The sequence below is a fragment of the Ardenticatenales bacterium genome (assembly GCA_020634515.1).
GTDB lineage: Bacteria > Chloroflexota > Anaerolineae > Promineifilales > Promineifilaceae > JAGVTM01.
In genome coordinates this window covers 716,215-730,283 of sequence record JACKBL010000001.1, presented here as the reverse complement: position 1 = coordinate 730,283, position 14,069 = coordinate 716,215, and the positions used below count along the sequence as shown (strand labels likewise).

General features: G+C 60.5%; 12 protein-coding genes, 2 tRNA genes and 1 riboswitch. Of the genes, 5 read left to right on the top strand and 9 right to left on the bottom strand.

Annotated elements, in window-relative coordinates; all coding sequences use genetic code 11:
• Window positions 1–44: 44 nt before the first annotated feature.
• The 3 genes from H6650_02715 to H6650_02705 all read right to left on the bottom strand — a co-directional run bounded on the left by H6650_02715 (window position 45) and on the right by H6650_02705 (window position 1,072).
• A tRNA-Ser gene (locus H6650_02715) sits at window positions 45–133 on the bottom strand.
• Window positions 134–153: 20 nt separating this feature from the next.
• Window positions 154–239 (bottom strand) — tRNA-Ser (locus H6650_02710).
• Between the two features lie 86 nt (window positions 240–325).
• Complete coding sequence (locus H6650_02705) at window positions 326–1,072, bottom strand: hypothetical protein (protein MCB8950904.1); 747 nt, start codon at window positions 1,070–1,072, stop codon at window positions 326–328.
• A gap of 133 nt (window positions 1,073–1,205) precedes the next feature.
• Between H6650_02705 and H6650_02700 the strand changes: the two genes are divergently transcribed.
• On the top strand, window positions 1,206–1,835 hold the full coding sequence (locus H6650_02700; protein MCB8950903.1) for an MBL fold metallo-hydrolase: 630 nt from the start codon (window positions 1,206–1,208) through the stop codon (window positions 1,833–1,835).
• 80 nt (window positions 1,836–1,915) lie between these two features.
• A complete protein-coding gene (locus H6650_02695; protein MCB8950902.1) occupies window positions 1,916–2,227 on the top strand; it encodes a hypothetical protein in 312 nt (103 codons plus the stop codon).
• Between the two features lie 106 nt (window positions 2,228–2,333).
• Here the strand turns inward: H6650_02695 and H6650_02690 are convergent, their stop codons facing one another.
• On the bottom strand, window positions 2,334–2,654 hold the full coding sequence (locus H6650_02690) for an FmdB family transcriptional regulator (GenBank protein ID MCB8950901.1): 321 nt from the start codon (window positions 2,652–2,654) through the stop codon (window positions 2,334–2,336).
• A 394-nt stretch (window positions 2,655–3,048) separates the two neighbouring features.
• Between H6650_02690 and H6650_02685 the strand changes: the two genes are divergently transcribed.
• Window positions 3,049–3,603 (top strand): PH domain-containing protein, encoded by a 555-nt coding sequence (locus tag H6650_02685; GenBank protein MCB8950900.1) that lies wholly within the window; start codon window positions 3,049–3,051, stop codon window positions 3,601–3,603.
• Between the two features lie 42 nt (window positions 3,604–3,645).
• Here H6650_02685 and H6650_02680 read toward each other — a convergent pair whose 3' ends face one another.
• From H6650_02680 to H6650_02670, 3 genes are all read right to left on the bottom strand, one after another.
• On the bottom strand, window positions 3,646–4,569 hold the full coding sequence (locus tag H6650_02680; GenBank protein MCB8950899.1) for a phosphotransferase: 924 nt from the start codon (window positions 4,567–4,569) through the stop codon (window positions 3,646–3,648).
• A gap of 299 nt (window positions 4,570–4,868) precedes the next feature.
• Entirely contained in the window at window positions 4,869–6,143 is a 1,275-nt protein-coding gene (locus H6650_02675; protein MCB8950898.1) for a HAMP domain-containing protein, read from the bottom strand.
• Between the two features lie 191 nt (window positions 6,144–6,334).
• Complete coding sequence (locus H6650_02670) at window positions 6,335–7,045, bottom strand: response regulator transcription factor (GenBank protein MCB8950897.1); 711 nt, start codon at window positions 7,043–7,045, stop codon at window positions 6,335–6,337.
• Window positions 7,046–7,291: 246 nt separating this feature from the next.
• Between H6650_02670 and H6650_02665 the strand changes: the two genes are divergently transcribed.
• Window positions 7,292–8,383 (top strand): molybdopterin-dependent oxidoreductase, encoded by a 1,092-nt coding sequence (locus tag H6650_02665; protein MCB8950896.1) that lies wholly within the window; start codon window positions 7,292–7,294, stop codon window positions 8,381–8,383.
• Between the two features lie 8 nt (window positions 8,384–8,391).
• Window positions 8,392–9,210, top strand: a complete 819-nt coding sequence (locus H6650_02660; GenBank protein ID MCB8950895.1) for a hypothetical protein — start codon at window positions 8,392–8,394, stop codon at window positions 9,208–9,210.
• A gap of 58 nt (window positions 9,211–9,268) precedes the next feature.
• On the opposite strand, the gene H6650_02655 is transcribed toward H6650_02660, so the two are convergent.
• On the bottom strand, window positions 9,269–9,724 hold the full coding sequence (locus H6650_02655) for a Uma2 family endonuclease (GenBank protein ID MCB8950894.1): 456 nt from the start codon (window positions 9,722–9,724) through the stop codon (window positions 9,269–9,271).
• Window positions 9,725–9,958: 234 nt separating this feature from the next.
• Window positions 9,959–13,654, bottom strand: coding sequence for a methionine synthase (gene metH, locus H6650_02650; protein ID MCB8950893.1), 3,696 nt, complete (start codon window positions 13,652–13,654; stop codon window positions 9,959–9,961).
• Window positions 13,655–13,882: 228 nt separating this feature from the next.
• A riboswitch (SAM riboswitch) is annotated at window positions 13,883–14,001 on the bottom strand.
• Between the last annotated feature and the right edge of the window lie 68 nt (window positions 14,002–14,069).

Here is a 14,069-nt window from a genome sequence, read left to right as displayed (position 1 = left end):
GGTGCCAGCGTCCATAGAATAATTATACCCTAAAGACACAAAAACGGGGAGGCAGGGATTCGAACCCTGGAACGGGTTTTACGCCGTTAACCGCTTAGCAGGCGGCCCCAATCGACCACTCTGGCACCTCCCCATGAGGCTGTCATTTGTTAACGGAGGGAGAGGGATTCGAACCCCCGGTGAGCAAAGCCCACTACGGTTTTCAAGACCGTTGCCATCGTCCACTCGGCCATCCCTCCTTCCCTCTCTGTTGTTAATTTTGCAGAGGTACAGGGTATAAAGTATAGCAAAGCGCAAAAGGGATGTCAAAAAAGACGCGCGTTTTTCATCGGATGGTCAGGTCGGACACTTCCAGCCACTGGCGTTGGCGGATGGGCAGTACGCCTGCCTGGATGCGCCCCTGCGTGGTCGCCACGAGGTATTGGTTGTCCAACCAACAGACGAAGCCCAAGGGACCGCGCGGGCTGTGGGAGGTTGCCAGGATGGGTTGTCCGTCCACGGTAAAAACGCAGCCTTCCGCCTGCCAGGAGAGGTGATATTCATGCCACTGGCACATATCGGAGGAGATGCCGGCATATTCCACGCCCAACGCCTCCCGCACCCACGGCCACACCCGTCGCCGCATCGTCGCGAACTGGTTCAGCAGCAGCAAGACCGGCGACAAGGGGGCCAGGCGCAGCGCCCGCCAGGAACCGGCATCCAAAGTGGCGGCGAACCAGCCACGACCGGGCGGCGTGGGGGATAGGGGCAAATCAGTGGGCGGCGAAGCGTAGAAAAACCAGGCGGCCTGGGGCAAGGCGGGCCGGCGGATGTCGGGCGCGCCAAAGGGGGCGTTCCAGAAGCCGAAGCCGGCTGTGCCGGCAAGTTCCTCCCGCTCGTGTGAGAAGCGGGCACGCAAGGCAAGGGTGAGGCCAGGTTTCCAGGGGTAGGTGCGGCGAGGTTTGCCGGCATAATCATCCAACTGCGCGTCCATGTAGGTTGGGGCGGAAGATGCCGGCAAAATCAACCGCCAATGTCCCGCCCCCCCCTCTACCTGCCCGTCCCGCAGCGCCACTTCTCGCAAATCCATCATCACCCCATCTCCGCCAGACGACCCGGCAGCCACCTCCCCCGTTTTACCTTTTGTCGCTTACGCCATATAATAACAGCAATTATACAGGTGAAACGCACCAAAAAGAGCGTTGCACCTTCAGGAGCATCACTACATGGAATTAACCTGGTACGGCTTAAGTTGTTTTCGCCTCGCTGAACGCGGGCGCGCCTCCATCGTCACCGACCCCTACGATGGCAACCTGGGGCTGCCGCCGCTCAAACTGAGGGCGGACGTGGTCACCATCAGCCACGACGCCCCCGGCCACAACTACGCGGACGCGGTGACGGGCTATCGCTACGCCCTCAACGGTCCGGGCGAGTACGAAATCGGCAGCGTCTTCATCACAGGCATTGCCACCAGCCACATCGATCAATCCGAGCGCAACGTCCTCTACGTCTTCAACTATGATGGCCTCAGCATAGCGCACCTGGGCGATCTGGCGAAAGTGCCCTCGCAGACGCAAATTGAGGCCCTGGAACAAGTGAACATTCTGCTGCTGCCTGTGGGCGGCGGCAACAGCCTGAACGCAGCCCAGGCGGCGGAACTGGTCTCCATGCTGGAACCGGACATTGTCGTGCCCATGCATTACCAATTGCCGGGTTTGCGGCTCGATCTTGATGGCGCGGAACGTTTCTTGAAGGAAATGGGGGTGACAGATGCCAAAGAGGTGAGTAGTTTGAAGGTTTCCGCCGGCAATCTCGCCGAAGAAACCGAAGTCATCCTCCTTACGCCCAAATTGTAAGAAACGAACCCAGGTCGCGTAAGCGTACATGGCCGCCGCGGTTACGCCGCACCACGGCGACGGACAGGTCAACCAAAACAATGAACAAACCTGCCAAACTCATCCTCCGCTGGAATATTCGCTCCGAATTGGAATCGGAGTATTTCGAGTTTATGGTGAGCGAATTTATCCCAGGCACAAATCGTCTGGGCTTGACCGACATTCAAGCATGGTACACGCTCTACGGAGCGTGTGAACAAATCCTGTTTTCGGCGGTCACGAACACCGAAGAAGAGATGGAGCGCATCCTAAAAAGCGAGTCGTGGGAAAATCTGCAAATTCGGCTCACCGACCTGGTGACGGATTTCAGCAAAAAGGTGATTGCCAACGCCACGGGCGGCTTCCAGATTTAACCGACTACGGCGGATGCGTTCACGCCACGGTTCTTGATCAAAAAAGCCTGTGTCATGCGGCACAGGCTTTTGGCTGCTTTCGTGAGTCCGAGGCCGTCTGGGCGCGTCAGGCTGGCGCACTTTCTGACGAAGGGGATTTAGCGGGAGTGGTGGTTTCCGGTTTACTGGATGAGGTGGTGTCGGAGGTGGCGGATTCGCTTTTGCCGGCATTTGCCTCACCAGCTCCGGACGTACTTGGAAGCGTCGTACTGCGACGATTATCAGTCACATAGAAGCCCTGCCCCTTAAAAACCACCCCCACGCTGTTGATCACGCGGCGCACGCTGCCCATACAGATCGGGCATTCATCCAGGGGATCATCTGACATGCGCTGGCTGGCCTCAAAAACGTGCCCACAATTTGCGCATTTGTACGTATAGATTGGCATAGTGATTACCTCATCCAATGTGCGCCGGACGACGATTGGCGCTTGAGTCCGTGGTCGTATGTGCCGCGGTTGTTAGGATCATATGCAGCCATGTGGCGAAAAGTGATTGTAGCCGCCGCCCGGCTTTCCGGCAAACAGGCAGACTCTTGTTTTATCCACGTTCTTCCGCGTTCAACCCGGCTCCCTTTGCGGCGGCGAGTGCGGAACGCACCCTGCAAGCCATTTTCGCGGGAATGTTCCCTACGCGAAGCGCACCCGATGGATGAACATGATCAGGGCCTCGCGGATGTGCCTCGTATCCGCGAACCTGTCATGCTGCTAACACGACTAACCACCCACTTCTTTCAGGCGAATTAAAAACTCGCCCTACCGAGCGTTTTCGAAGGAGAAACTGATGATGGTGAAAGATATGCAATCTCGCATCAAGGCAAAGGTCTGGCAGGCTATCGCCAAAGGAGACGTGTCCGTGGAGGGTATCCCCCAATCCACACTGGAGCCATTAGTGGACCTGGTCACGGATACGGCGCTGATGGAATTGGACGATTACCTGGAGCAAACGTATCAAAGCAATCAGCCGGAGAAACCGGCGGCGGAAACGTTGGACGAATCGGACCATGCGGACGAAGAGGTGTTATGGCGCGGGCGTCCTTTTCTCTCCATCGGCGTGGAATACATCATCACCAACGAGCGTATCCGCGTTGTTGAAGGGGTGTTGGGCAAGAGCCGCGAGGATATTGAGCTGGTGCGGGTGCAGGACATCGACCAGAGCCAGCGGTTCACGGAGCGGATGTTCAATCTGGGCGATATTATCATCCGCAGCCACGATACCAGCAATCCTTCACTGGTGCTGAACAACATCAAGGATCCGCAGCGCGTACATGAGATTTTGCGCCGCGCGGTGTTGAAAGCGCGCGAGAAGTACCGCCTCTATTACCGCGAGGAGATGTAGCGGTCCATCTGTTCCACATAGAGCCGCGCGCTTGTCGTTGCCTCAAACGGCGGCAAGCGCGCGACTTCGCTCGATGAATTGGTGGAACCGCCGGCTTGCCGGCATTTCCGAGACCCACCCCTCCGGACTAAACATAGGCCTGGCCGCCGCTGCCAGTTCCCACAAGACCAGATTGGCAACGCGCCGCCCCCTTTCCGCCTCATAGACACGCAAAAAGACATCCGCCGCCGCGTCCAGGCCCAGGAGGAACATTTCCATGCGCGCGTAGGCCACGTCAATGCCGGCATCTCCCCAGGCCGCCTCCTCCCAATCCACCACCGCCGCAATCTCCCCCCCATCCCACAACACATTACCCGACCAGTAATCCACATGCACCAACCCCGGGGACTCCCGCCGCGCGCGCGACCACAACGCCCACGCCGTCCCCCACACCGCTTCCCCATCTGGGTGCGCCCGCATAAACGCGGGTGGCGCCTCTGGCCGCAAAAACCAACTCGCCTCCGCGTCCGCATCCAGCAAGAATGACCGCGCCGCGCCGCCAACGGGAACCGCGTGGATTCTCGCCAACATCCGGGCCAACTTCTCCGCCCAGTCGATAGGGTCCGCCGGAGACAGAACCAGTTCGCCAGGCACATATCGGGTGACAATGCCCGGCGTGCCCAGGACCACGCCGGCATCATCCAAAAAAAACGGGGTGGGAACGGGGATGCCTTGCCCGTGTAAAAGCTCCAGCGTCTTAAACTCGCGCCGCGCCTTTTCCCCCCGGTCGTAATCGCCAAACACCGCGTACCGGCGCACCGCCAGGCGCAGCGCGTCTCCGGCGGGCGCGCGAGCCGTGAGCAGGTGCGTTTCGTTCGAATAACTGCCGGGCAGGGGCGCAATGGACAGCAATTCGCAGTCAGGAGCCATTTGCCGCAGCAGTTCCCGCCCTATTTCGGTCAAATGCTTGTCATTAGCGTCGTTCATATAGCATCCTTCGATCTTCCCGGAAGCTCGATATTCCAGTCATGTGGCATCAAGACAGCTTCCGGGAAGGTTTATGAACACACTCTGGAGATTGGACCAATTTCACCAGAGAAAAATGGTCCAATCTGCCTTAGGCCTGACGATGAAATCAAGCACGGAATGGCATCGTCAATTTGAAGGAACGGTCAGGAAACAACTTCGTTGTCTTATTTAATTTCCGTTACGTCAGCAGTTACCACATATTTACCTTGATGGTTTCTCTTGATGGGCGGGAAGGAGTGGCGATTGTGGTGGCGGGATTATGCCGGCAATTCAAACCCCACCAACGCCCCCCCTTCCGCCCGATTCTCCGCCCAAATGCGCCCATCGTGCGCCTCCACAATGCGGCACGCCAGCGCCAACCCCAGGCCCGCCCCCCCCGTCGCCCGCGAACGCGCCTGCTCCCCCCGATAAAACTTCTCAAACACACGCGGCAAATCCGCGGCCAAAAATCCGGGACCACTATCCGCCACCGTCACCCGCACCCACGCCCCCACCCGCGCCGCGCTCACCTCCACGCGCCCGCCCGCCGGCGTATACTTCACCGCATTGCCCAGCAAATTGGAGAGGACGCGCCCCAATTTCGGCGCGTTCAACAGCACCGGGTCCACGTCCGCCCCCACCGAACCCACAATTTCCACGTTTTTCACCATGCTCAGGCCGCGAAAACTCTCCAACGCATCCGAAATGAGGTCGCCCAGCGAGTAAGGCGACTTCTCCAACACCAGGCCCGCGTCAAACTGCGCCAATTCAAACAAATCGTTGATCAACGTATTCAGCGACAGCACATCGGCGCGAATGGTGCGGTAATACCGCTGCACCGTCTCCGGGTCCGTAACCACGCCATCGCTGAGGGCTTCCACCAGAGCGCGAATGCTCGTCAGCGGCGTGCGCAAATCATGCGACACCCAGGCCACCAGGTCACGGCGCATCGCTTCCAGCTCTTCCCGCTGCCGCGCCGTCTCCTCCAACTGCGCCGCCATCACGTTAAAACTTTGCGCCACCTGCGCCACCTCATCCCGCCCAGACACCGCCGCACGGGCGCTGAGGTTGCCCTGCGCCAGGCGCCGGGCCACTTGCGCCAGTTGGCGCAACCCGTCCGTAACGCTGGCGGCCACAAAAATGCCAAAGGTAGTGGCAATAATGCCTGAAAAGAGCAGCAGCACCATCGCCAATGTCAGATCGTGGGCACTGGCGAACATCAGGCGAGCCATTACCCACACGTTGACCCAGGTGAGCAGGGCGGCGATGACGTAGGCGGCGATCAGCGTCAGGCTGAGCGAGGGGGAGCGCGTCCAGCCACGGCGGTAAAGGATGAAGCCGACGCCCAGTGAGGCAAAGGATGTGGCGGCCAGCGTCTGCACCAGGGTAACGACCTCGCCCAGCGGCGGGTTCATGGCCCAGCGCACGACGGCAACCGTGACGAGCAGCGCCAGCAGCACGCCGGCGATCAGCACTTGTCCCGGCGACGCGCTAAGCCAGCTCAACAAGTTAAAATTCGACGATTGGGCCGTCCGCCCTGTCGTGCTTTCCATCTCTCAATCTCCCTGATTATCCATTCGCATAGACCCGCCAGCCATCCTCAAGCCCCCCCCCGCAGTCAGCGCCTCAAGCGGGATTCCCCCCCCCCCTATCCCATCGAAACAAAACACCCCTCACACCTCACACCTCACACCTCATACCTCATACCTCATACCTCATACCTCATACCTCAAATCCCCACACGCTACTGCCCCGGATCAAACCGGTATCCGACGCCCCACACAGTCAGCAGCCATTGCGGGCGGCTGGCGTCCTCCTCGATTTTCTCGCGCAGGCGGCGAATATGCACCGTGACCGTGCTGGGATCGACGTATTCGGCGAATCCCCACACGTTTTCCAGCAGTTGGTCGCGGCTGAACACCTGGCGCGGGTGCTGCGCCATAAAATGCAGCAGGTTGAACTCCGTAGCGGTCAGTTCGATGTTATCGCCACGCACCGTCACCTGGCGCGTGAGCGGGTTGATCACCAGGTTGTGGAACTGGATGGTTTCGCGGTCGGCCTGCGCGTTTTGGTTGCCACGCGCGCGGCGCAACACGGCGCGCACGCGGGCGACGAGTTCGGCGGGGGAAAAGGGCTTGGTGACGTAATCGTCCGCGCCCATCTCCAGGCCGTAGATGCGGTCGGTTTCCTGGCCGCGCGCGGTGAGGAGGATGACGGGGGGCGATTCCTGGTTTTGTTGCCGCAATCGGCGCATGATTTCCAGACCGTCCAGTTCGGGGAGCATCACATCGAGGATGACGAGTGCCGGCATTTTCTCCTGAATCGCCGCCAATGCCGCCCGCCCGCTGCGCGCCTGCCGCACACGAAAACCATCCCGCTTCAGATACAGACTAACCACCTCTACCACCGAAGCCTCATCATCCACCACCAAAATGTCTTCTGATTCTTTTAACATCATGCCTCGCATCCTCCATCAAACACCGGTAGCGCGCCGCTCTCCTCCCATCGCGCCACCGCCCATTGTACGCAAATACCTTACACACAGCTTACGGCTGAATCTTGCCGCCTCCTTTTAAGTTTCCTGTAAGAATTGGACAAGCGCAAGGTAATAACCACGACGCAATATCATAGCAACTGGTTTATACTATGGGCGCTGCTTGCGCGCCCCATCCGCCGCGCGTCAAAACCCGGAGAACCACAAATGCCTCAGCGTCATCCGCTCCCATCGCTCGTCGCGGCTCCCGGCTGGAGCCGCCGCCACTTTCTGCGTCTGGCGGGCGGGGCCGCCGTGTCCTTGCTCATTGGCTGTCGCCCGCAAAGCACGCCCATCCCGCTCCCCACAAGTTCGCCTGCCGTCGCGCCGACCCCCACGCCGCCGGCCACGGCCACGTCGCCGCGCGCCATCCGGATCACGCCCACGGCTGATTTCTATGAGCAGCAGTATCAGGGGGTGGCGGAAGTGGATGTGGATAGCTGGCGATTGACGATTGATGGCCTGGTGCGCCGCCCGCTGACGCTGGATGACGCAGCGGTGCGGGCACTGCCGCGCGCGGAAATGATGCGCACGCTGGAATGTATTGGCAATCCGGTAGGGGGCAACCAGATTGGCAACGCTAACTGGGCCGGTTTCTGGCTGGCGGATGTGCTGGCGCAGGCGGGGGTGCGAGCGGAGGCGCGGCGGGCGCGGTTGCTGGCGGCGGACGGATACGAAACGTCCGTAGACGCGGCCCGCCTGATGGAGCCGGGCGTGCTGATGGCGTATGAGATGAATGGGGAGCCGTTGACCCCCGCGCATGGCTTCCCGCTGCGCATTTTCCTGCCCGGCCGCTATGGACAGAAGATGCCGAAGTGGATCACGCGGCTGGCGTTGATTGCCGACGCGGATCATCGGGGGTATTGGGAGCAGCGCGGCTGGTCGGATGAAGCGGTGGTGAAGACGAATTCGCAGATTGTGTCGCCGGCGCATATCAGCCGGCTGCCGTTGGGGGATGTGGCGATTGATGGGGTGGCTTATGCCGGCATTCGCCCCATCACCCGCGTCGAAATTGGCATCGAATCCGGCGGTAATCCCCCCGCCTGGCAAGACGCCACGCTGCTGCCCGGCCCCTCCGCGGAAGTCTGGACCCAATTCTACCACACCTGGCGCCCCACCGCGGCCACCAGCTACACCCTGTATGTGCGCGCCACGGACAGCGACGGCTTCAGGCAAAACGAAATCGGGCGCGGCATTCTCGAAGGCGCTTTCCCCGATGGCACAGACAAAATACAGAACATCGTTGTACAAATTGGATGAGGTTGGCTATGCGCCTGCTTAAAATCTTCGCTATGGGTCTGGGGAGTCTGCTGCTGCTTGGTCTGGTCGGGTTGGTGACGGCCAGCAGGCTGGAGGAACACGACACCTTCTGCACCGCCTGCCATCGCGCGCCGGAGGTGACGTATTTCGACCGCGCCCATGCGGCTCCCGCGTCCACGGACGTGGCCGACGTGACGGATCTCGCCAGTTACCATTACTGGCAAAATCCTGACTTCCAGTGTATCGACTGCCATCGCGGTGATGATAGCGTGGAGCAGCGGCTGCGGGTGCTGGCGCTGGCGGCGGGGGATACGGCGACGTTTGCCCTGGGCAACCCAGATAATACGGTGGAGCGGGCGGCGCAGGGAGGGGGGCAGGCGGACGATGGCGACTGGCGGGGGCCGGAGCGGTACAGTCGCACACCGGATGTCTTGAACGCGGGTTGCTTAAAGTGCCACGAGGAGACGGTGACGCTGGTGGGGTTCGAGAATCATTTTCATAATAAGATGCCGGCATTCACCCCCACCTACGCCGCCACCGGACAACTCAACTACCCGCCCGACTGGAGCGGTCCACGCGACGGCACGGAACTGCCGCACCCCGTAGACACCGTTGTCACTTGTCTTGACTGTCACCAGGCACACGTGGCCGGATTTGCCACCCAGTTCTTCCTCAACGTGAACAGCGTGGTTTTCCCGGCCTGCGTGCAGTGCCACGCGGAGGCGGGGCAGGGTCCGCTTGATTTGCTGCGACAACGTAACTACCGCTCTCTGGAGATTGAGAGAAAATTGGTTCAATCTGGCTTAGCAGTTACGCGACAACCATGAACGGAAAACAGTGAACGAAAAACGGTAAACGGCGGCTCCCAACTCCCAACGCCCTTCCCTACTCTCCCAGCAGTTTCTCCACGGGCAGGGACAATCCCGGCAGAACATCTTCCATCGTCAACACATCCCCTGCCCGCAATTCCTGTACATTCGTCGGTGAACGATAAAGCTCAATCACCGCTTCCTTCACGTCCACCACCAGGACAATGCGCACCCCAATCCCAAAGTATTCGCGCAGCTTTTGGCGCACGTGGCTCCAGCGATCATCAGGCGGCAAAATCTCCACCACCAACTCCGGGGCCACGGTGAAAAAATCACCCGCCGCCGACCGCTCATACTGCGCATGGGAAATGAAAACGACATCCGCGCCCCGTACCGTGTCCGGGTTCCGCTGTGTATAAACGCCAACTTCGCCGACAAAAACGTCGCCCAAATCATGCGTTTCTACAAAATCACCTATGAGTTTGCTCACGCGATATTCAACATTGCCATGTTTTGGTTTCGTTGGACTCATCAATACCAGTTCTCCCTCGACTAGCTCACACGGCCCAATATCGCCCATCTCTAACAACATCTGGCCCGTAAGACCGGCTTTGGGGAGTTTCGTCAGTGGGACCCTCTCTGGCGTAAGCGTCATCATCATGGTCGCCCTCAACTTTGAAAACAAACCTGCTCCATTGGATTTCAGTTTATCATGAAGTCCAACGTATGACCAACCTATGGCGATACGCCGCCGGGCGCGGCGTCATTAACTTTCTTCCGCGTCGTGCAAATTGGGGGCCAGCCATCGTTCTACTTCCGCTACAGTCATGCCTTTGCGCCGCGCGTAGTCGGCGACCTGGTCTTTGCCGATGCGCCCCAAACCAAAGTAGGCGGCGGCGGGTTGGGCGAAGTAATAACCGCTGACGGCAGCGGCGGGGGACATGGCGTAGTTTTCGGTGAGGGTGAGTCCGGCGTTCCGCGGGGCGTCCAGCAGAGCGAAAAGCTGCTCTTTTTCCGTGTGATCGGGGCAGGCGGGGTAGCCGGGCGCGGGACGGATGCCGCGATATTGCTCTTTGATCAGGGCTTCGTTGGACAACGCCTCGTCGGGGGCGTATCCCCAGAATTCGCGCCGCACGCGTTCGTGCATGCGCTCGGCCAGTGCTTCCGCCAGCCGATCCGCCAGCGCCTGCGCCAGGATGCGGTTGTAGTCGTCGTGGACGGCGTGGAAGCGTTGGGAGAGTTGGTGGAGGTGAATGCCGGCATTCACCGCAAACATCCCCACATAATCCCCCACCCCCGACCCCGCCGGCGCCACAAAATCCGCCAGGCACAAATTGGGCCGCCCCGGCGGCTTCTCCATCTGCTGCCGCAGCATGTGCAGCGTCGCCACGCGCTCCCCCCGCGCCTCATCCGCATACACGGCAATGTCATCATCCTCCACGCTGTTCGCCGGGAACAGGCCAATCACCGCCCGCGCCGCCAGCCCCTTCTCGCTGATGAGGCAGTCCAGCATCGCCTGCGCGTCGCGGAACAGGTGGCTGGCCGTTTCGCCCACAACCGGGTCTTCCAGAATGCGTGGATATGGCCCTACCAGTTCCCACGTGCGGAAGAAGGGGGTCCAGTCAATGTAGGGGCGCAATTCCGCCAGGTCGTAATCGGCAAAAACGGTGAGACCGAGGCGGCGCGGGCGCGGCGGTTGGTACTGGCTCCAGTCAATGCGGAATTTGTTCTGGCGGGCGGTATCCAGGGAAATGAGGCGCGTGCGGGCGCGTTTGCCGGCATGTTGCCGCCGCACCGCCTCATATTCCCCCCCCACCTCCGCCAGCAAAGCCGGGCGCAAATCGTCGCTCAACAGCCGCGCCACCACCCCCACCGCCCGCGACGCATCCGTCACGTGAATCACCGAGCCACGGCTATAGCCCGGCGCAATCTTCACCGCCGTATGAATTTTGGAAGTCGTCGCCCCGCCAATCAGCAGCGGCGTCTCCATCCCTTCCCGCTCCATCTCCCGCGCCACGTGCCGCATCTCCTCCAGCGACGGCGTGATCAACCCGCTCAGGCCGATGATGTCCACCTGCTCCCGCCGCGCCGTCTCCAGAATTTTCGCCGCCGGGACCATCACCCCCAGGTCAATCACCTCGTAGCCGTTGCAGCCCAGCACCACCCCTACGATATTCTTGCCGATGTCGTGGACGTCCCCCTTCACCGTCGCCAGCAGGATTTTGCCCTGAGAACGACTAGCGCCCGCCGCCTTTTCCGCTTCAATAAATGGGACCAGGTGGGCAACCGCCTGTTTCATGACGCGCGCGCTTTTTACGACCTGCGGCAAGAACATTTTCCCCGCGCCGAAAAGGTCTCCCACCACGTTCATGCCGTCCATCAGCGGCCCTTCAATCACCTCAATCGGGCGCGCAAACTGCTGCCGCGCCTCTTCCGTATCCGCCACGATGTAATCCCCGATGCCCTGCACCAGGGCGTGCGTCAGCCGTGCGGCCACGGGCAACTGCCGCCACGCCAGATCCGCCTGCGCCGCCTGCCGTTCGCCACGCACGGTCTCCGCAAAGGCCACCAGCCGCTCGGTGGCGTCGGCGCGGCGGTTAAAGAGGACGTCTTCCACGCGCCGCAGCAGTTCTTTGTCCAGTTCTTCGTAGATGGCGAGTTGTCCCGCGTTGACGATGCCCATGTCCATGCCGGCATCTATCGCGTGATACAAAAAAGCAGCGTGAATCGCCTCGCGCACCGCGTCGTTGCCGCGAAAGGCAAAGGACACATTGCTGACGCCGCCGCTGACCAGCGCGTACGGCAACTGCCGCTTAATCAGGCGCACCGCCTCGAAGTAGGCCAGGGCGTACTCGTTATGTTCCTCAATGCCCGTACCCACGGCGAAAATATTGGGGTCGAAAATGATGTCCTGCGGCGGAAACCCCACCTGCTCCGTGAGCAGGCGATAGGCGCGCCGGCAGATGCTGAATTTGCGCGCCACGCTGTCCGCCTGCCCTTCCTCGTCAAAGGCCATCACAATCACCGCCGCGCCATAGCGCCGCGCCAGCCTCGCCTGGCGCATAAATTCCGCTTCCCCTTCCTTCAGGCTGATGGAGTTGACCACGCACTTACCCTGGGCGCACTTCAGTCCCGCTTCGATCACCGACCATTTGGACGAGTCAATGACAATGGGCACGCGGGCGATGTCTGGCTCGCTGGCGATCAGGTAGAGGAACGTGGTCATCGCTTTTTCGGCGTCCAGCATCCCCTCGTCCATGTTCACGTCAATCATTTGCGCCCCGCTCTCCACCTGCTGCCGCGCCACGCTCAGCGCCTCCTCGTACCGCTCCTCGCGGATGAGGCGGGCAAATTTGCGCGAGCCGGTGACGTTGGTGCGTTCGCCGATGTTCACGAAGTTCAACTGGCGAGAGATATTTAGCGGCTCCAACCCGCTAAGGCGGCACATAGGCGGAATGTGGGGAACCGGGCGCGGCGGCAGGTCGCGCACGGCGGCGGCCACGGCGCGGATGTGCGCGGGCGTCGTGCCGCAGCAGCCGCCAACGACATTCACGAAGCCGCTTTCGGCGAATTCGCGCAAAATATGCGCCGTTATCCGCGGCGTTTCGTCATATTCGCCAAATTCGTTGGGCAGCCCCGCATTTGGGTAGACGCTGACGTAAGTGTTAGCGATGCGGCTGATTTCCTCCAGGTGAGGACGCATCTCCCGCGCGCCCAGGGCGCAGTTCAGCCCCACGACCAGCGGCTGCGCGTGCGCCACCGAATTCCAGAACGCTTCCGTGGTCTGCCCGGAGAGGGTGCGCCCGCTGGCGTCCGTGATTGTGCCCGAAATCATGATCGGCAGCCGCCGACCGCTTTCGTCGAAGTATTTGAGGATAGCAAAAATGGCGGCTTTGGCGTTGAGGGTGTCGAAAATCGTCTCTACCAACAGCAAATCCGCGCCCCCCTCGACCAGCCCACGCGCGGCGGTGTAGTAGGCGTCTGCCAGTTCGTGGAAGGTGACGTTGCGATACCCCAGGTTGCTGAGGTCGGGGGAGATGGAGGCGGTTTTGTTCGTGGGACCGAGCGCGCCGGCCACGAAGCGGGGGCGACCATCCGCCGCCGCCCGTTCATATTCGTCACGGGCGGCACAGGCGATCTCCGCCGCCGCGCGGTTGATCTCGTAGCACAAGGCTTCCATGCCATAATCCGCCTGCGAAATGGCGGTAGCGTTGAAGGTGTTGGTCTCGATGATGTCCGCGCCCGCTTCCAGATAGGCGCGGTGAATGGCGTGGATGATGTCCGGCTGTGTGAGAACGAGCAGGTCGTTGTTGCCTTTCACGTCGCGGTGGTAATTGGCGAAGCGCGCCCCACGATAGCCGGCCTCGTCCAGTTGGTAGCTTTGGATCATTGTGCCCATGGCCCCATCCAGAATCAAAATCCGCCGCGCCAGTTCTTCTTGTAAGCGTGTTGTTCGGTGCATGTGGTCGTCCTGTACCAGATTACAAAAGTCTGGCAGACTTTTGTAATCTCTGTTCCGTTGTCGCTGAAAGGCGCTCGTCAGTTCTTTATTGAGAAACAGGTATGCGCCTTTTTGCGGTTATCATGCCGTGCATCTGGTAAACAGGTCTAGCTACAAAGGGGTGGCTTTTCTGTTATGTACACTGCATAAAAAAAAACCTCTCATAAGATGAGAGGCCGTTTGTCGTGGCTCTCATCTGCCAGACATGTCCTCTCGCGGACTGCCTGTCGGAATTAGCACCTGCCGCGTCATACGCGGGGGTTGCCGAGGCTTCACTGGGCCGATCCCTCCACCTCTCTGGATGAGAATGTATGTGGTTGGATGGTGACTACTAACGCTCTTTGGAGATTGGACCAATTTCACGCGCTCGATGGCT